This is a genomic window from Mesorhizobium sp. AA23 (assembly GCF_001672435.1).
In the GTDB taxonomy this organism is placed as follows: Bacteria; Pseudomonadota; Alphaproteobacteria; order Rhizobiales; family Rhizobiaceae; genus Mesorhizobium.
In genome coordinates this window covers 1-18,840 of record NZ_LYTP01000022.1, presented here as the reverse complement: position 1 = coordinate 18,840, position 18,840 = coordinate 1, and the positions used below count along the sequence as shown (strand labels likewise).

Sequence of the window (18,840 nt, the reverse complement as noted above, 5' to 3'; positions counted from 1 at the left end):
ATTGGTCAGTCCCGTGGCGACAGCGATTTGAATGCGGGTGAGTGCGGCATGGCGCCATCAACCTCCGAGACCGTCACGGATGGCCGAGAAATAGCGATCGGTCCCCACCTGCCCGCCCTTCAGCGCCACCTCCAGACCGTCGATCGCAGCGATGCTCGAATGGGCGACGCAGAGCGGCGAGCCGGGCGATGCAGGCAGCGGCATCCTGACCGTCAGCGCATCGACACCCATCTGGCCGAGCGCGTGGCTGGAGGTGTCGCCGCCGGCAATGATCACGCGCTTCAGCTTCTGCCCCACGCTCAAGGCACGCAGCAGTTCGCCGAGCCCGCGGCCGAGCTTGTGGCGGGCGCCCTCCTGGCGATCGATCTCGGCGCCGCGATCGGCCGAGGGCCCAAGCGCCGTGTAGAGGATGACGCTGCGGCCGGCATCGAGGCTGGCCTTGCCGGCCGCCGCCGCGCGCGCGATCGCCGCGCTCGACGAATGCGAGACAAGCTCGACCGGGTCGACCTCGATGCCGTCGAAGCCGTCGCTCATCGCATGCCGGATCTGCCGTTCCGTTGTTGGCGAGCAGCTGCCCGAGACGACGGCGATGCGGTCGGCCGCTCCGGGTGGCGCGAAACCGGCCGCGGCGCCCGGGGCAGTCTTTCCCGCCCATTCGGCGAGCAGCGCATATTCGATGCCGGAGGAACCGACGACGAAATATCCGCCCGGCTTGCGGGCGCGCCAGATCTCCTTGCCGGCCAACGCTTGGCTCTCGGGACTGTCGACATCGATAAGCAGTATTGCCGCGTCGGCGACCAGCCTGTCGAAGATTGCGGACCTGCCCGGTGAGCGCAGCGTCGCCAGGTCCAGCAGCTCGGAAGGAAGGTCTGTCTGTCGTGACAGATGCACGAGCAAGTCGGATTCATCCATCGGCGTCGCCGGATGGCGGCTCATCACCGGGTGGCGGTCGATACGGTAGTATCTGTCGCGATAGGCGGCGAACAAATGGCCGAATGCGGTGTAGCGCTTGAGCTGCGGCGCGCCGACCACCAGCGGCACGCAGGCTTGTTCGAACACGGCGCGGCCGATCTCGATCGCCCGGCCGATGCTGCCGATCGTCGGGCTGGAATCGAAGGTCGAGCAGACCTTGTAATGGCAGATCTCGGCCTGAAGCGACTTCAGCCAGGCGAAAGCCCCTTCAAGATGCGTGTCCATCCATTGCGCGGACTCGCTGCGGCTGGTGCCCGCAAGGCCGACGGCGCGGCAATGCGCGAAGCGCGCCATTAGTCCGGCATCCGGCTTGCGCATGAAAAGCACGGTCGGCACACCGCCGAGTTCCAGCGCTTCCATCACGTCGGTCGAGCCGGTGAGGTCATCGCCATAATAGCTGAGGAGCAGGTTCTGCATGCTCACTCCGCCTTGCCGCCGGCAAATTTCTCGATCGAGCGTGCCAACTCGACATGGCTCCTCGCGAATTCCCGGAGCGGGATGCCCTCGACCGCTGCCTGCCAGGCCTGCTGCACGGCGCGTACGCCGGCGCCCGGCCCGTCGGGATGGCTGACGATGCCGCCGCCGCACAGATAGAGGAGATCGACTGTGCGCCCCGTGCGCTCATAAATCTCGGGCGCCTGTCCGCCCCATTGGCCGGAGCCGGCCACCGGCAGGGCGCAATCGTCAGGCGAGAACAGCGGCGTCGTCACCGCCTCGAAGGAGCGGATGAAAGACTCGTCCGGTTCCCAGTATTTCGAGGCGATGCCGTTGATCTGGAACTGGTCGACGCCGAGCAGCCGCCAGAATTGCTGCCAGACCTTGAAATCCATGCCGAGGCCGGGATGGCGGGTAAGGATATCCCAGCCGTTGCGATGCGCGTGCAGCACCAGGCCCGAGCGCTTCCTGAGGTAAGCCATGCCGCCGAAGCCGATGGAGTTGATGTTGATGACCGCGCAATTGCCGCCGGCTTCGAGCACAAGATCGTGGTTGCGCAGCATCTCGTCGGGATCGGCGTGCGAGATGCCGAAGGCATACATCACTTTTTTTCCGGCCTTCTGCTCGTGATCGAGGATCAGCGGCATGATCGCCTTGACCCGCTCCGACAGCGGCGAATAGGCCGGGCTCATCAGCTTCTCGTCGTCCTTGATGAAGTCGACGCCGGCCTCGATCAGTTCGCCCACCATCTCGGCCGTCTCATGTGGTCGAAGGCCCAGCGCCGGCTTGACGATGGTGCCGATGATCGGGCGGCCTTCAACGCCGGTCAGCCGGCGGCTGCCGGCGACACCGAATTGCGGGCCGGGATGCGCGCCCCTGAATTCCTCAGGCAGCTTCATGTCGACGATGCGGATTCCCGACAGGCCCCGGATCGAATAGGTGCCGCCGATCGCAATCGTCATCAGCGCCGCGAGATCGGTGCCGATCGCATCGAAAGGAAAGGCAATGTCGACATCGGCGCGCTTGAAGGGACCTTTGCCGGCCTCGGGTATCGAAGGGTGCGCTGCGTCGGGCAAAGGCCGGATCGCCAGCACGCGGGCCGCGACGCGCGCCTTCAGCTCCTCCGTCTCGCCAGGCAGCGCGACGAAGGTGCCGGTCGACTGGTCGCTGGCGATCTTGGCCGCCAGCGCCTCGATACTTCCCGAGGTCTCGATCCGGTAGGTGAGGGTGATCATGGCCGGCCATACTCAATTGGAAAGGCAGGAAAAGAATTCCTCGCGCTCGAAATCTGGTATAATGAGTACATAAGCATTGCAAGCAATATCCTGCCGGCGGAGCGCCTCGCGGTACGGCAACGGGCATTCCGGAAATTGCGGCCGCGGTGCTAGATTGAGACTGGGTCAAGGGAGTGATTCGCGGCGATGAACCGTTCGGAACCGATCGTCCGGCGCAAGCTTTCCGACGAAGTCTTCGTCAGGCTGAAGCGCCTGATCACCAGCGGCGAATTGCAGCCGGGCGACGATATGCCGTCCGAGCGCGAGCTGATGGAGCGCTTCGAGGTCGGCCGGCCGGCGATCCGCGAGGCAATGCAGGCGCTGAGCAACATGGGTCTCGTCGCCATCTCGCATGGCGAACGCGCCAAGGTGCTTCAGCTGACAGCCAAGTCCATCATCAAGCAGGTCGATGGCGCCGCCAAGATCATCCTGTCGTCTTCGAAGGACACGCTCGAGCACCTGAAGAGCGCGCGTATCTTCTTCGAGCGCGGCATGGTCAAGGAAGCGGCCGAGAAGGCGACCCCCGAGGACGTGCAGCGGCTGAAGGCAACCGTTGCCGAGCAGCGCGCCGCGCGCGGCGATGCCGAGGCGTTCATCTCCGCCGACATGCGGTTCCACACCCAGATCGCGGCGATTTCCGGCAATCCGATCTATGTCGCGGTCAGCGAGGCGATGCTCGGCTGGCTGAAGGAATATCACACTGAGATGCTGATCTGGACCGGCAAGGAAAAGTTCACGCTGACCGAGCACGAGGAGATCATCGGCTGGATCGAGAAGAAGGACGCCGAACGCGCCGAGAAGGCGATGATCAAGCATCTCGAGCGCTCGCGCGCCCTCTACGTGATGAGCTCCGAGAAATAGCTTCGTTCAGCCGATCCCGGCGATGGCATAGGCTGGCATTGTCAGGCGTCTCAGGGCTTCGCCCCGGTCAAGCCTGCGCGCGCCCGCTCCGTCCCAAATCGTAATCGGACCTGCCGCTTCGCCGGCTAGCGCCGAGGTGTCGACCACCACATCCTCCGGTGTGAGGTTTGCCAGCCAGGCCGTGGTGGCGCCGGCCGGCGAGCAGGCCGCCAGTGCCGCTATGCGATCATCGCTGACGCGTAGGGCGATAAGTGTATTGCCGGCCAGCGCGGCGAGGCCTTGCACCGCGTGGAAGATCGGTCGGGGCCTTCCTTCCTCAGCGGGTTCGTCGGCGGCCGCCAGCACGCCGAATGGCCCCGTGAAGCTGGAGAGCGTCAGCATCTCAAGCCCGGCCGGCGCCACGCGCGCGGCATAGCCGATCGACCAGGCGGCCGCGAACAGTCCGGCATGGCGCGGATCGCGATTTGCCATGGCGATGCGCTGGCCGTGCAAATTGCCCTTGGTCGCGCCGCCATAGGGGTTCTGTCGCATGGCAATGGTCGAGGGTCCGATGCGATAAGGCATTGCGCGATAGATCGCCCGCGTCGACTGCGTGATGAATGGCAGCGCCTCCAGCGATTGCATGACGCTGAGATCGTCGGCCGCATGCACGATCGGACAGGTGCAATGGCTGACGAAATCCAGCAGCTCGGCCGGAACGCGCTTGCGGTTGAGTTCGGTGAAAAAGCTGAACATGCCGCCGCCGAGCCGGATGCCGGGGAAGGCGCGGCGTGCCGCGGCATAGACATTCTCGAGTGGCGGGCAGGGTGGCCAGACGCTGCCGGGCGGTGTCGACTGCCGGTCGACCGAAGGTGAGACCGCGATGGCATCGAGCCGCAAACCTGCCCGGCGCACCATCTCCGCGACGCCGGACAGTTCCATGTCGAGATCGCCCGCGCAGGCGACCACGCATTCGAGCGTCGTCTTGACAGGGAAGGCGAAGGCGAGCCTGGCATGAGCCTGCAAGGCCTCCAGGCCATGGCCGCGGGTCGGATCGTAGTGAAGGAGAAGCTGCTGCGGGCCAAGCTTATTGAGCAGCGGCAGTTTGCCCAAACCCGCCTCGACATCTTCCGGATAGATGACGACGCCGATATCGGGCAGTTTCGCGCCGGTCTCGCCAAGTTCGATGCGGACCGGCTCAACGCCGGTCGCCGCGGCAGTCACCTTGGGGTTGGCAGTTATACGCAGGGTGATCGTCTGCCGATTGGTCTGTCCCGCCGGCAGCACATAGGGCCATGGCAGAGCCAGCGGCCGCACATACGTCTTGTAGGAAGCGTCGGACCAGTTGCGCTGGTCTTCCATTTCGAAAATGTCGCCTTCCATCCGGCACTCGGCGGTAACGCTGGGGGCGACCTGATGGGTGATGGCGCGCATATCCTTGAACGGCTGCCAGGGGTCGATCAGCAGCGGCAGCTTCGTGTCCACCACGCGGCCGTCCGTGTGCTCGACCTTGACCGAACTGCCGGCAAGGCTGGCGATCGGATGCAAAATGCAGAAGCCGCAACGATTGGTCTCGAAATCGCTTTCGGGCAGCGCTTTGACGTCAAAGCTGAGACGGCCATCGGCGTAGCCCTCGATCTTGGCGTCAAAGCCGAGCCGGCTTCCACCCGGACCCTCGCAATTTGCCGAGTAGCGCACCGAGAAGCTCTCATCGCTCTGTTCGATGACAAGGCCTTCCAGCGTCGGCTCATAGGTGCCCCAGTCGCGGTCGCGAACGATATAGGCGATCGCGCGCAGCACCTCGATGCCGCCGTACCGGATTCCACGCAGATTGCCGTTGAGGAAATCGGCGCTGAGCGGGCCTGCGCTCAGCCGGACCGGTTCGGCTTCGACCGCATGCGTACCGTAGAGGAGGAAGGGATGCGCGGTCATTTGAGCAGGTCGTCGATCCGCACGGGCTGCCGGCTGGCGGCACCGGCATAGGCAGCCTCGACCAGCGCGAATGTCTTGAGGTTGTCGGCGCCGGATGTCGCCGGTTCCTTGGCGGTGGCCAGGCAGTCCACCCAATGCTTCTGTATCGCCACGACGCTTTCCTGGATGTTGTGCCATGGCCGCGAAGCCCAGGAAAGCAGTGGCGGTGACACGTCGCGCACTGTGGTGCCGCTCTTGCCGGCGACCGTCAGTTGGTAGCCCTGCGCCAGCCGGATCGTGCCGTCGCTGCCGTCGATCTCGATCAGGGTTTCGGGGAACGGGTCGGCGGCAAGCTTCGTCGCGTAGCTGCAATCGACCACGGAGGTTGCGCCGCCCTCATGATCCATCAGCATCGTTGCCACGTCCTCGCCGGCGATGTTGGGGTTGACGCGCGTGGTGCGCGCGGTGAGGCTCGAAACATCGCCGAGAAGGAAGCGCGCGATGTCCAGGATATGGATGCCGAGATCCTCGATGATGAAGCGCTTGCCTGTCGCAAGGTAGGGCTGGCCGGAAAACACGTCATAGGCCGAGCGGAACGAGATGCGGCCGAAGAAGGGCCTGCCGATCTCACCGCTGTCGAGCAGGGCGCGGACTGCCTGGATCGGCGACTGCCAGCGGAAGTTCTCGTGCACCATCAGCGGCACGCCGGCGTCGGCGCAGGCCTTCACCATGACCTTGGCGTCGGCAAGCGTTGGCGCGAACGGCTTCTGGCAGATCACCGGGACACGGTTGGCAGCGGCGATCTCGACCAGTGGTCGATGGCTGCCGACGGTGGTGGCGATGTCGACGAAGTCCAGCGTCTCAGCGGCAAACATTTCGACCGCATCGCGGTAACGCCGCTCGATGCCGAACTCGTCGCCGACGATCCTGAGCCGCTCCGGATCGCGGTCGCAGATGGCGACGATCGAAGCGCCATCGATGTCGCGCCAGCCATGCATCTGGTTGACGGCGAAGAAGCCGCAGCCGATCAGCGCTCCGCGCAATGCCGCCATGGTCAGCCCACCTTCGCCATCTGCATCAACGTCACGCGGCTCTGCAGACGACGCTGCGCCTGGTCGACGACGACCGCGACGATGATGACGAGGCCCTTGATCACCATCTGCCAGAATGAGCTCACCCCCATCATCACCAGCCCGTCGGAGAGGATGCCGATGACGAAGGCGCCGACGATGGTACCGCCAATCGTGCCGCGGCCGCCCGACATCGACGTGCCGCCGAGCACGGCGGCAGCAATTGCATTCAACTCGAAGCTCTCGCCCGTCGCCGGATGCGACGCCATCAGCTCCGACGAGATGATGAGGCCGACTATCGCCGCGCAGAAGCCGGAGAACATGTAGACGAACATCTTCACCATGTTGACGCGCACGCCCGAGATCCGCGCCGCGCGCTCGTTGCCGCCGACCGCGAAGATATGGCGGCCGAGCGGCGTGTAACGCGCGAGATAGGCCGCGCCCAGCGCCACCACGACCAGGATCCAGATCGAGACCGGCAGGCCGAGCAGCTTGCCGGCGCCGAGATAGCCGAAACCGGTGGTGCCGAGCTCAGGTTTGCCGACGAGGTTGGGGAATGTGCGGCCGTCCGACGACAAAAGCGCAAAGCCGCGCGCGACATAGAGCGTGCCGAGCGTGGCGATGAAAGGCGCGACGTTCAGCCTGGTGATCAGCAAGCCGTTGACGGCGCCGATCAGTATGCCGACCGCCAGCGTGATGAAGGCAATCTCGACGACGTTGAAATAGACGGTATAGCCGATCTGCAGATCGATGCCGTTGAGCACCAGATAGCCGGCGACCATGCCGCACAGGCCGACGATCGAGCCGACCGACAGGTCGATGCCGCCGGTGATGATGACGAAAGTCATCCCCATGGCCAGGAAGGCGTTGAGGGCCACATGCTTGGCCATCAGGATCAGATTGGCGGCCGAGAGGAAATTCGGCGCCGCGATCGAGAAGAACACCAGCACCGCAATCAGCGCGATGAAGGTGCGGAGCTTCATCAGCGTCAGCAGCACGGAACCGCTGGATGCGGATGGCGCGGCAGCCTTGGCTGGAATGTCGGTCATCGGGAGTCTCCATGCACGGGTCCGTGGCCAAGCGCCGAAGCGGCGACGATGGCCGCCTCCGTCGCCTCGGCGCGATCGAACATGCCCGTCAATTTTCCGTTGCTCATCACCGCGATCCGGTCAGACAGCGCCATCACCTCGTCGAGGTCGGAGGTGGCAAAGAGGATGCCCAGCCCATCGCGCGACAGCTTGCGCATGGTGCGGAAGACGTCGGCCTTGGCGCCGACATCGATGCCGCGGCTGGGCTCGTCCATCAAAAGCACTTTCGGCCCGGTGAGCAGCGCCTTGCCGATCACCACCTTCTGTTGGTTGCCGCCCGACAGCGACGACACTTCCTGCGCCGGATCGGCGACCTTGATCGCCAGCTCGCGAACCATCTGCGTGACCGCCTGCCGCTCGGCGCCGCCGCGGATATGGAACAGGCTGACGAAGCGCGACAGGCTGGCCATCGTCAGGTTGCTGGCGACGGAGAGGATCGACCCGAGGCCCTCGCGCTGGCGGTCTTCCGGGATCAACGCCAGACCACGCTGGATGCGTCGCGTCGTGTCGCGCTCCTTGACCGGGTGTCCGTCGATGAAGATCCTGCCGCTCGCCTGGCCGTGGCGGCCCATGATGCAGTCGAACAACTCGCTGCGTCCGGCGCCCATCAAGCCGTAGATGCCGAGGATCTCGCCGGCGCGTAAGGAGAGCGACACATGGTCGACCGCAAGTCCGCCGGTGACGCGCGGCAGGCAGATCTCCTCGGCGCGGAATATTTCTTCGCCCGGTTGATGGCCGTCGGCCTTGGCGAAATCCTTGGCGTCCGAGCCGATCATCTGCCGTACGATCCACTGTGTATCAACGTTCTTCATCTCCTCCTGGCCGGTGATGCGGCCGTCGCGCAGCACGGTGGTGTAATCGCCGATGCGGATCAGTTCTTCCAGCCGGTGCGAGATGTAGACGATGGCGACGCCACGCGCCTTGAGGTCGGCGATCACGTTGAACAGGATCTCGACTTCCGCCGCGCTCAGAGCCGAGGTCGGCTCGTCCATGATCAGGATGCGCGCGTCGAGCGAGACCGCCTTCGCGATCTCGACCAGCTGCTGCTGGCCGATGCGCAAATCCTCGACCAGCATGTCTGGCCTTATGCCGGCTTCGAGCTGTTCGAGGAATTCGGCGGCCCGCCGTTCCTGCTCCCTGTGGTCGATCTTGCGGAGGGCGTTGGTCAGCTCACGCGTGGCAAAGATGTTTTCGGCGACCGACAGATTGCCGAACAGGTTGAGCTCCTGGAACACCATGCCGATGCCGCGGCTGACGGCGTCGCCGGAGGACGAGAACGAAACTTCGTTGCCGTCGAGCAGGATGCGGCCGGCGGTCGGCCTTTCGACGCCGGCGATGATCTTCATCAGCGTCGACTTGCCGGCACCGTTCTCTCCGACCAGCACGTTGACCGCGCCTTTGCGCACCTCGAAATTCGCGTGCTTGACCGCCACCGTGCCGGCATAGACCTTGGAGATGTCCTCCAGCTTCAAGATGACGTCGTGACCGGGCGCGGGGCTCATGGCTTCGGCCCGATCTCGGCCTCCGCCGGTGTCACCAGCGGCAGGTCCTGGCCGCCCTCGATGGTGTAGGCGCCGAGCACCTTCGCGGTCCGGCCCTCCAGCCCGTCACGCGGCAGCTTGGACAGCACCGTCTTGCCGGCATAGGCATTGAAGGCCTTGCCGAACTGGGCGAAGTCGATCTGGTTGGTGAAGTCGTTGAACTGCACGAAATCCAGGCTGTCGCGAATGGCGGTTCCACGCATGGCCGGCCCGATCTGCACCCGCGCATCCGCCTTGCCGTCGCCGTCGACGTCGACGTCGACGGTGGCCGCGCGCGACTGCGTGTTGGCGGCAACGATCTTGCCTTCGACGCGCACCGCGAAGGTCCATGGCGAATTCGCCTGCTTCTTAGGATTGCCGTACTTTGCGCCGGCAGCGGCGGGATCGGTCTTCGCTAGCGCATGGACCTCGGCGAACGGTCCAGCCTTCTGCTGCAGGTAGGGGATGACCTTCGAGGCCCAGATTTCCTCGACCATTCTATCCGGATTGAAGGCCGAGCTGTTGGCGCTGTCGCCGCCCTGCGCCGACTGTGTCGGCAGGATCTTGCAGGCGCTGAGGCCGATGCCGGCGGTTATCGCGAGGATCAGCCAAGTCTGCCTGGTCGGACAAGTCGGCTTGGTCATGACAATCAAGGGCACCCGGAAAGTGAAATGGAGGCGAGGGGCGAACGTGCGTTCGCCCCTCGCAGTGTGCATCGCGCCGGCTCAGTTCTTGAGCGCGAAGGTCTCCAGCTTGGGAGCATTGTCGCCGTTGATGAGGACGCAGTCCATCAGCTGCTTTTCCTTCTCGGGCGACTTCTTGTTTTTGATGTACTCGTTGGCCTGCTCGACCGCCATCTGCGCCTGAGCGTAGGCCGGCTGCAGCACCGTCGCCTTGATGCCGCCGGAGGTGATGGAGTCGCGCACGTCATTCGAGCCGTCGAAGCCGACGACGATTACATCCTTGCGGCCGGCGGCGGCCAATGCCGCGTAGGCGCCCATCGCCATCGTGTCGTTGCCCGAAATAACGCCCTTGATGTCGGGGTTGGCCTGCAGGATCGATTCCATCTTGGAATAGGCTTCGGTCTGGCTCCAATTGGCCGACTGCTGCGCGACCATCTTCAGGTCCGGATAGTCGTCGATGACGTCGTGATAGCCCTTGGAGCGGATGCCGGCATTGGTGTCGGATTCCTTGCCGACCAGCTCGACGTAATTGCCCTTCTCGCCCATCAGCTTGACGAATTCCTGCGCGCCAAGCTGGGCGCCCTGGTAATTGTTGGAGACGATCTGCGCCACGGCGACACCGGTGGCGTTGATCTCGCGGTCGATCAGGAACGAGGGAACGCCGGCGTCCTTGGCCTTCTGCACGGCGGCGACGGTGGCGTCGGCGCCGGCATTGTCGAGGATGATGGCCTTGGCGCCGCGGCCGATCGCCGTGTCGATCAGTTCCGACTGCTTGTTGGCGTCGTCATCATGCACCAGCACCAAGGTGTCGTAGCCGAGCTCCTTGGCCTTGGCTTCGGCGCCCACCGCTTCCGCCTTGAAGAACGGATTGTCGTGCGAGGGCGTGATGATGGCAATCAGGTCCGCCGCATAAGCAGGCATCGCGGTGCCGAGTGCGAGCATGCCGGCGAAAGCCGCAAGCGTCATTCTTCGAGTAAGCTTCATGAAGTCCTCCCATTGAAAACCTGCCTCGGAGACCGAGGCCATTTGTCTGAATTCGCCGGCGGTGCAGGCTGCGCCGCTCGGATTTTGAAAGCCTTTGGCTGCTTTCGCCCGAAGCGGGCCTGGCTGTCGCTCCCCGCCATCCTCCTTCGCTCGTCCAGCGATCCGAGCCTGAACAGCTAAAGCTAACTGGTATGATGAGTCAATCACTAATTAAGGTGATGTGTATATGATAAGCGGCGATCTCACGTGATACGCTGGATGCTGGCGGCAATCTCCTCCGGCTCGAAGACGCGCTTCCAATCGTCACGCATCAGCACCGGCTTGCCGAATTCGATCGCCTTGTTGCAGGCGTCCGAGAACACGCCCTTGGTTTCGCCGAAAATGACGGCGCCGAGCACGTTCATGTGGCCGAGCAGGAAGTCGAGCGCCGCCTGCCGGTCGACGCCCCGCGCCACAACCTCATCGAGGGCTTCCTTCATGACGACGAGCAGCGACGCGCAGACCGTCTCAGAAAGACCAGGTTCGAGCAGGGCCATCTGCTCGACGGTCACGCGGTGCGAGCGCATCACCGGCGCCCAGATGATGCGGGCGATTTCCTCACCCTTGGCATAGTCCTCCTCCGGGCCCTGCATAAGGGCGCTGACGAAATGCTGCTTGGCCTTGACGCCGCCGAAGAAGTCCTTCTTGGCCGCCATGTCGGTTTCGTCGTTGAAGATCGGCGGATGGCAGGGATGCGTGACGAAGTAGGTAAGGTCGGGGCGCTTGGGCAGATGGCCGGCAAAAGGCGCCGCGGCGTCGAGCACGATCACCATTGTCCCCGGCGCCAGCTTGCTTTCGATGCTCGCCGCGACCTTGCCGATATGCGTGTCGGGAACCGCCAGGATCACGACTTCGGCGCCCGCGAGCGCCTCGTCGACGCTGAGCGTGTCGATGCCAAGACCGCTTTTCAGCCGCTCCTTGCCCGCCTCGCTGATCTCGACGTGACGGATCGCATAGGGGGAAGCGCGAAAATTGGTCGACAGCCGGTAGCCCATTTTGCCGCCCGCACCGAACAGCGCAATCGTTGTCATCTAACCTGCTCCTGATGTTCTAGACGACGGCCAATGCAGATCGTCACATTGTATACTGGTATAATCACTCTACCAAATTGGCAAGAGAAATCGCTGATTGTCGCTCCCTCACTTCGGGTGGGCCGTTGCCGCGCTCGCTTCCGCGTCGGCCGTTGCATCATCGTCGCCGTCTGCAATTTCGACAAACGCGCGCCGCGCTTGCGCCTGACGTCCGGCCAGCGCCAGAACGAAGATGACGACAACGCCCTGCACGATGTCCTGCGCGCCCGGAGGAAGGCCGATGATCTGCATGGTGGTGACGATGAGGACGAGCAGGATGCTGGCGAAGAGTGTGCCGAGCGCGGTCGCCGAGCCGCCGAAGATCAGCGTTCCGCCAAGCACCACGGCGGCGATCGACTGCAGGAGATAGGGCTGGCCCATTTCGAGGAATGCGCCGCCGATATAGGCGCCGAGCAGCAGCCCGTCTAGCGAAGCCAGCACCGACGAGATGATGAAGGCCGACGCGATCACGCGCCCGTTGCGGATGCCGGCGAGCCGTGCCGCGGCGCGGTTCTGGCCGACCGCCGAGAGCAATTGCCCGAAGACGGTGTAGCGCAGCACGAAGGCAGTCGCCGTTACGCCGAGGATGGCGATGATCGCCATGATCGGCACGCCCGAAATGCGCCCGGTCGCCAGTTCCTTCAGTGCCGGGCTGACGGCGAAGCCCGGTATCGCCTTGTTCGACAGCAGCGTCGCCGTCGCCAACACATAGCCGGTCGCCAACGTCGCGATGATGGCCGGAATGCCGAGACCGACAACGAGCAGCGAATTGAGCGCCCCGACCGCAAGGCCGAGCAGGATGGCGGCGAGCACGCCGATGGCAAGGTTGGCGTCCTGGCCCTTGATGGTCAGCAGCGCGACGAAGGCACAGAGCGTGATCACGGAGGCGACCGACAGATCGATATTGCCGCGCCCGGTCGTCACCACGAACATCTGGCCGATGCCGACGACCGTCAGGAAGGATGCCGACAGAATGACGCCGGACAGGCTGGACAGGCTGAACCGGTTGGTGACGACGGACAGCACCAGCCACAAAATAAGCACGCCGATCGCCGACCAGATCCAACGGTTCCGTTGCGCCCAGATGCCGAAGCCGGCGAATGCGCTCATGGCTCGCTCCTGCGGTCGGCGGTCAGGCTGCGCAACGTCAGCAGCGCGATCAGGATCAACCCTTGCGTGGCGGCGTTGTAGTCGCTGCTGACGCTGAGCGTGCCGAGCAGCGCGCCGATGAGCGACAGCGTCACCGCACCGGCGACGGCGCCGATCGGCGAGATGGTGCCGCCGAGCAGCGAGCAGCCGCCCATCACCACGGCGGCAACGCTGAGCAAGGTATAGGAATTGCCGGAATTGATGTCGCTCGCCGTGTTGATGGCCGTCAGCGACAGGCCCGCGGCGCCTGCAAACAAGCCGGCGATTAGATAGCGCACCAGCGCGTGGCGCGTCGGCGACCATCCCGAGCGGATCATCGCCGCCGGATTGTTGCCGAAGCCACGCAACACCACGCCGAGCGGCAGCCGGTCGATGACGAGCACGATCAGAGCCACAGCGGCGATCAAGATGATCGACGTCGGCATAAATCCGATCGACCAGCCGAACAGCGTCGACAGCCACTCGGGACTGGCACCACCCGGCGTCGGCTGCAGAGCATAGCCGATGCCGACCCAGATGAAGGACGCGCCGAGCGTGACGACGATCGCCGGGATTTTGCGCGCCTGGATGATGCCGCCAAGCCCCGCATAGGCGGAAAGCGCTGCCACCAGCGCCAGCGCGCCGAGCCAGGGCTGGTCGTAGAGCAGCGTCGCGCAGAGCACGCTAACCAGGCCTGCGAAGGCGCCGACGCCGAGGTCGATCTCGCTGCCGCCGACGATGAACATCTGCGCTGCCGTCACCAGCACCAGCGACAGCGCCGGCATCAACAAAAGGTCGAGCCCGAAAGCCGAGGCGACCGCGGGATTGATCGCGATCATGATGGCGAGCACGGCGGCAAGCCCGATGAACGGCGCCGAATTGACCAGCCGGCGCCCGAGCCTCGCCATAGCGGTCCGGTCCTTCGCGGCGCTCGCCTGCCGGTCCGCCGATTGCTCGAAGGAGGCGCCGACGATCGCCTGCTCGGTGATCGCCTCGCCTGCCAGTTCCTTGACGATCCGCCCGCCGGAAAAGACCAGCACGCGGTCGCAGGCGAGCAGCTCGGCGTCTTCGGTCGTGTGCCAGATCAGCGCGCGGCCGCCGCGCGCGACCTCGTTGCCGAGCCGGTAGAAATCCTGCTTGGTGGCGATGTCGACGCCGCGCGTCGGATCGTCGAGCAGGATGACCGGCGTGTCGGCGACCAGTGCCCGCGCCACCAACGCCTTCTGCTGGTTGCCGCCGCTGAGCTCGGTGATGCTGGACTGAAAGCGCTTCTCGTCCAGCCGCAGGCGGCTTGCCGCACGTGAAGCGGTGTCTCGGTTGGCTCGGTCGGAAACGACAGCTAGCGCCGGGCGGCGGGCAAGCGCGCCGATGCTGATGTTGCCGAGCACGCTCCACAGCGGGAACACGCCTTCCTTCTGCCGGTCGCCGGCGATGAAGCCTGCCTCCGCCCCCCTGGAGACGCCCGCATGCTGCTTTCGGTCGGGCTTGAAGATCGCGTGCAGCAATTCCTTTTGCCCGCTGCCTTCGAGACCGGCAAGCCCGACGATTTCGCCGCGCACGATGTCGATGCCATGGCCGAGCTCGGCTGTCAGCGGCCCGGAGAGCCGCACCAGCACGTCCTGGGAGGATGCGCCCGCGACGGCGTGCTGGTGGACCGGGTCGGCATTGCCGCCCATCAATTGCACCAGCTTGCCGATCGAAGCGTCCGCGGCATGGCCCTGCCAAGCGGTGCGGCCGTTGCGCAGCACCACGACTTCGGTGGCGATGTCGATGATTTCCTGCAGCTTGTGACTGATGAAGATGAAGGCGAGCCCGCCTTTCGCCCGCTCGCGAATGAAGGCCCTGAGCTGCTTCGATCGGTCGAGATCAAGCGAGGATGTCGGCTCGTCGAGCACGATCAGGTTGACGCCCGGCGTCGCCGCAGCGCGTGCGATCTCCACCATCTGCCGTTCGGCGATGGTGAGGTGGCCGACCTCGGCGTCGGCGTCGATGCCGTTGCCGGGAAAGACGGCATCTAGCGCCGCGCGGGCACGGGCGCGGTAGAGCGCGCGCCAGCCCGGCCGGCTTGCGGAATCGCCCGGTGTTTCCAGGAAAAAGTTCTCGGCGACGGACAGGTTGGCGCAGAGCGACAGCTCCTGGTGCACCATGCGGATACCACGCCGCTGCGCTTCGCCGGTGTCGTAATCGGCGAAAGCCATTTCTCCACCGGCAAAGGAAATCGAGCCGAGCGTCGGCCACATTGCACCGCACAGGATGCGCATCAACGTCGATTTGCCGGCGCCGTTGCCGCCGACCAGCCCGATCACGTCGCCGGCGCCGACCGAAAGATCGATCCCCGCGTTGGCGAGCGTCGGCCCGAAACTCTTGGTGATCCCGCTGAGCGCGACGACGGCTGGCCGGGCAGACGCAGCAGGCACCGCGGTTGCGGCGCTGTCCTGAGCGGCAACGGCAAGCTGGGACATTCGTCCTCCGGTTCTTCGCAAAGCGAGGATCGGGCGCGGCCGTAGGCGACGCCCGATCCCTGGACTGGTTGCCTTACTTGCTGAGCAGGTTCTGCTTGACCCAATCCAGCGAATAGCTCGGGCTGATGATTTGGCCGCCCGGCATCTTGGCGTAGTCCTTCAGGTTGCCGGCGTCGACCGTCGCCACCGGCATGATCATCAGCTTGGGCGCCTTGGCGCCCTTGAGCAGCGACAGGCCGAGCCAGAAGGCGGCGCCGCCGATACCGGGCGTGGTGTTCATCGATACGGTCTGGTAGCCGTTCTTGGCATTCTCCTCGGCCCACCATTTGACGAAGTCGGTGCCGCCGCCGCCTTCGATGACCGGCATCTTGTCCTTGTAGTCGCCGCCATACTGGACGAAGGCCTGGGCGATGCCGACATCGTCGCTACCGCCCTGGCCGAGCACGGCGTCGACGTGCGGCAGCGAGGGCAACACGTTGGCGATCGCCGCTTGCGCCACCGAGGCCGTGGCCTGGCCGTAGACGGTCGCGACCACCTTGATATCCGGGTATTTCGCCAGCACCGACTGCTGCGCGTTGAACATGTCGTTGTCGGGCGCCGAACCCTTCACGCCGCGCACCTGGATGACGTTACCCTTGCCGCCGAGCATCTTGAACACGGCTTCCGCCTGGGCAGCCTTGTAACCCTTGAAGTCGAAATTGAGCTGGTAGTTGCAAGGCGCCGAAGCGACCGAGTCGAAAGAGATGACGATGATGCCGGCCTTGCAGGCCTTTTCGATGACACCGTTAACCGCGGTCTCCGAGGCGGCGTCGACGGCGAGCACGTCGACCTTCTTTAGGATCAGTTCGGCGATCTGGCTATTCTGCTGCGCGACCGAGCCGTCGCCGTTCATGACGATGTAGTCGGCGATCTGTCCAGCGGCCTTGGCCTCCTTGGCCGATGCCTCGAAAGCCTCCACCATCTGGTGACGCCAGGTATTGCCGTAATAGGCATTGGCCAGCGCGATGACCGGCGCGTCCGGAGACGCCATTGCCGGCAGCGCAGCAGCACTTGCCAGTGCGACGCCGGCGAGCGCCGCAACAATCGAAATTCTCATGTCATTCTCCTCCCAACGAAACGACTGGCTTGGCAGCCTCAGCATAGCGCCAGATGATCACGCTATGTCAGGTACACATTATACCAGCATACCAAATAGGCAAGCCAGTATTGAAGCCATCCGATGTGAAGAGGCCAAGCTCGACCGGTCGCACCAGGCGCGAAGCGCCCAGAACAGCCTTCAGCCGAGGTGACGAAGCGTATGGCGCGTCTGCTTCGCGGTCGATCCGATGCTCAGGAAGGGCCTGCCCGGGGCCGGCACCGTGCTCATCCAGAAGATCGCCGGAGCCGCCTCAGCGGCCAAGCTTCCGCGGCGAGATCGCCCGGTCCGCCGCACCCCATCGGCACTAGGAGGCGTTTGCGCTCGGCACCTGGACCGTTCCGGCTACCGGCAAGCCATGGCTCGGCTCAAGCGGTCTTCATCGCGTTGCAGATTTCCTCCACCAGCATCGCCGCCGAGACAGCGCCGGGATCCGGATGGCCCAGCGAGCGTTCGCCGAGACGCGCGGCGCGGCCGACGGTTGCGATCATGTCGCGTGTCGCTTCCGCGCCTCGGCGGGCAGCAGCGGCTATGGCATCGGTTTTCTGGCCGCTGACCGCTACGTCAGCGGCGGGAGCCCAGGCATCGAGCATCGTCTTCTGGCCAGGTTCCGCCTTGCCGCGCTGGACAATGCCGTCGCGCATTGCCGCAATGACGGCCCGCAACTCGCCGCTCGGCATCGATGCCCGCGGACCAGCAGCCTTACCGGCGCGCAGCAGGGCGGTCGCGTAGAGTGGTCCGGAGGAGGCGCCGACCGCGTTGAGAAAACCTTTGGCGGCGGCATTGAACACATCCTGCAGCGTGCCCTCGGCGGCCTGGGCTGAATCGGCCGCGGCCTTCATGCCCTGTTCCATGGCGATGCCGTGGTCTGCGTCGCCGATGACCCCATCAAGCGCGCAGAGCCTGTCACGCTCGGCCGCCATCCGCGCCGAGAAAGCGTCGAAAAGGGCCTTCAAGTCCCCCGTCGTAAACTCCATTCGCTCAACTCCGAAACATGGCGCAGTCACAGGGATGGTCAATCATGCGCTGCAATTCGTCATCGAGATGCATAATGGTAATCGAGGCGCCGGCCATGTCGAGGGACGTGCAGTACGGGCCGACAAGCGTCTTATGGACGACCAGCCCGGCAGCCTTCAGGCGCTCCGCGATCCTGGCGTTCAGGATGTAGAGCTCCATTAGCGGCGTCGCGCCGAGCGAGTTGACCAGCACCGCGACACGATCGCCGGCCGGCGCCTTCATTTCCGCAAGGATGGCGTCCATGATTTCATCGGCGACATCGTTGGCCGAACGCAATGGCCCGCGCCGCACGCCCGGCTCGCCATGGATGCCCATGCCGATCTCCATCTCGCCGACAGGGAGATCGAAGCTTGGCTTTCGTGTCTGCGGCAGCGAACAGGACGACAGAGCCACGCCCATGGTGAAGGTGCGGTCGTTGGCGCGACGGGCGACCCGCTCCACCTCGTCCAGCGGCATCATCATGTCGGCGGCCGCGCCCGCGGCCTTGAAGATGAACACGTTGCCGGCCACGCCGCGGCGCTTTTGCCTTTGGTCGCGCGGCGCCGACGCGATGTCGTCTGTGGTCAGCACCGTGCGCGCCTCAATGCCCTCCATCTCCAGCAGCTCGGCGGCCATGTCGAAGTTCATCACGTCGCCGGCATAGTTGCCATACATGAACAGGACACCGGCGTCGCCACTCGCGGCCATCGCTGCGTCGACCGCCGGCTGGGGAGGGGGCGAGGCGAAGACGTTGCCGATGGCGGCGGCATCCGCCAGACCCTTGCCGACATAGCCCAGAAAGGTCGGCTCATGGCCTGAGCCGCCGCCGATGACCAGCGCCACCTTACCGGGTCGCGGACCATGTCTGGCGATGACCGCGCGTGGAGCGTTCTCGGGGCGCCAGAGATGGTCGGGATGCGCAGCTATGATGCCGGCCAGCATTTCGTCGACCGCCGCATTGCCGTCATTGATCAGCTTCTGCGTCACGCTCATTCGCATTTCCCTCCATCGCCCTCGGCCAAGAGACTAGAGCGTTTCGCGGTTGTGAGGAAACGGTCTTCTTCTGGTCCAGCCGAGGCCCCAACGCGCAAGTGTCGAAAGGTCAGCGCGCGTTGTACTTGGCGTCGACCTGATCGATGGCGGCGACATTGCCGGCCGACCGCCCCTTTGGATCGAACGTCTCCTTCAGAAAGGCATCCGCGATCGACTTCGCCAGCTCGGGCCCGATTACCC

General features: G+C 64.8%; 15 protein-coding genes and 1 pseudogene. 1 reads left to right on the top strand and 15 read right to left on the bottom strand.

Annotated features, from left to right (window positions below; genetic code table 11):
* Positions 1 to 57: 57 nt before the first annotated feature.
* Together A9K66_RS16750 and oiaX are read right to left on the bottom strand one after the other, a co-directional pair.
* Positions 58 to 1,389 carry a four-carbon acid sugar kinase family protein gene (locus A9K66_RS16750; RefSeq protein WP_067325554.1) on the bottom strand — a complete coding sequence of 444 codons (1,332 nt, stop codon included), beginning with the start codon at positions 1,387 to 1,389 and terminating at the stop codon, positions 58 to 60.
* A 2-nt stretch (positions 1,390 to 1,391) separates the two neighbouring features.
* On the bottom strand, positions 1,392 to 2,642 hold the full coding sequence (oiaX, locus tag A9K66_RS16745; protein ID WP_067325551.1) for a 3-oxo-isoapionate-4-phosphate decarboxylase OiaX: 1,251 nt from the start codon (positions 2,640 to 2,642) through the stop codon (positions 1,392 to 1,394).
* A 186-nt stretch (positions 2,643 to 2,828) separates the two neighbouring features.
* Between oiaX and A9K66_RS16740 the strand changes: the two genes are divergently transcribed.
* Positions 2,829 to 3,542 carry a transcriptional regulator NanR gene (locus A9K66_RS16740; RefSeq protein ID WP_067325547.1) on the top strand — a complete coding sequence of 238 codons (714 nt, stop codon included), beginning with the start codon at positions 2,829 to 2,831 and terminating at the stop codon, positions 3,540 to 3,542.
* 6 nt (positions 3,543 to 3,548) lie between these two features.
* Here A9K66_RS16740 and A9K66_RS16735 read toward each other — a convergent pair whose 3' ends face one another.
* The 13 genes and pseudogenes from A9K66_RS16735 to A9K66_RS16675 form a co-directional block, all read right to left on the bottom strand.
* Positions 3,549 to 5,453, bottom strand: coding sequence for a hypothetical protein (locus A9K66_RS16735; RefSeq protein ID WP_067325543.1), 1,905 nt, complete (start codon positions 5,451 to 5,453; stop codon positions 3,549 to 3,551).
* Positions 5,450 to 6,484: a Gfo/Idh/MocA family oxidoreductase gene (locus tag A9K66_RS16730; protein WP_067325539.1), complete on the bottom strand. Its 1,035-nt coding sequence runs from the start codon at positions 6,482 to 6,484 to the stop codon at positions 5,450 to 5,452. Before A9K66_RS16730 ends, A9K66_RS16735 begins: the two co-directional genes overlap by 4 nt.
* 2 nt (positions 6,485 to 6,486) lie before the next feature.
* The gene (locus A9K66_RS16725) at positions 6,487 to 7,551 is read right to left on the bottom strand and encodes an ABC transporter permease (RefSeq protein WP_067325535.1); all 1,065 of its coding nucleotides are present in this window, start codon (positions 7,549 to 7,551) and stop codon (positions 6,487 to 6,489) included.
* Positions 7,548 to 9,092 (bottom strand): sugar ABC transporter ATP-binding protein, encoded by a 1,545-nt coding sequence (locus A9K66_RS16720; protein ID WP_067325532.1) that lies wholly within the window; start codon positions 9,090 to 9,092, stop codon positions 7,548 to 7,550. The genes A9K66_RS16725 and A9K66_RS16720 overlap by 4 nt, the downstream gene beginning before the upstream one ends.
* A complete protein-coding gene (locus A9K66_RS16715; RefSeq protein WP_067325529.1) occupies positions 9,089 to 9,754 on the bottom strand; it encodes a DUF2291 family protein in 666 nt (221 codons plus the stop codon). Before A9K66_RS16715 ends, A9K66_RS16720 begins: the two co-directional genes overlap by 4 nt.
* Before the next feature lie 81 nt (positions 9,755 to 9,835).
* Entirely contained in the window at positions 9,836 to 10,777 is a 942-nt protein-coding gene (locus A9K66_RS16710) for a D-ribose ABC transporter substrate-binding protein (protein ID WP_067325557.1), read from the bottom strand.
* Positions 10,778 to 11,019: 242 nt separating this feature from the next.
* Positions 11,020 to 11,847, bottom strand: coding sequence for a phosphogluconate dehydrogenase C-terminal domain-containing protein (locus A9K66_RS16705; RefSeq protein ID WP_067325526.1), 828 nt, complete (start codon positions 11,845 to 11,847; stop codon positions 11,020 to 11,022).
* Between the two features lie 108 nt (positions 11,848 to 11,955).
* On the bottom strand, positions 11,956 to 12,996 hold the full coding sequence (locus tag A9K66_RS16700; RefSeq protein WP_067325523.1) for an ABC transporter permease: 1,041 nt from the start codon (positions 12,994 to 12,996) through the stop codon (positions 11,956 to 11,958).
* Positions 12,993 to 15,476, bottom strand: a complete 2,484-nt coding sequence (locus A9K66_RS16695) for an ATP-binding cassette domain-containing protein (RefSeq protein ID WP_067325519.1) — start codon at positions 15,474 to 15,476, stop codon at positions 12,993 to 12,995. Before A9K66_RS16695 ends, A9K66_RS16700 begins: the two co-directional genes overlap by 4 nt.
* A 73-nt stretch (positions 15,477 to 15,549) precedes the next feature.
* Positions 15,550 to 16,572 (bottom strand): ABC transporter substrate-binding protein, encoded by a 1,023-nt coding sequence (locus tag A9K66_RS16690; RefSeq protein WP_067325517.1) that lies wholly within the window; start codon positions 16,570 to 16,572, stop codon positions 15,550 to 15,552.
* 407 nt (positions 16,573 to 16,979) lie between these two features.
* The gene (gene dhaL, locus A9K66_RS16685; RefSeq protein ID WP_067325515.1) at positions 16,980 to 17,588 is read right to left on the bottom strand and encodes a dihydroxyacetone kinase subunit DhaL; all 609 of its coding nucleotides are present in this window, start codon (positions 17,586 to 17,588) and stop codon (positions 16,980 to 16,982) included.
* 4 nt (positions 17,589 to 17,592) lie between these two features.
* The gene (locus A9K66_RS16680; RefSeq protein ID WP_067325513.1) at positions 17,593 to 18,600 is read right to left on the bottom strand and encodes a dihydroxyacetone kinase subunit DhaK; all 1,008 of its coding nucleotides are present in this window, start codon (positions 18,598 to 18,600) and stop codon (positions 17,593 to 17,595) included.
* 109 nt (positions 18,601 to 18,709) lie between these two features.
* Positions 18,710 to 18,840, bottom strand: a pseudogene (locus tag A9K66_RS16675) (ribose-5-phosphate isomerase); the annotation flags it as partial.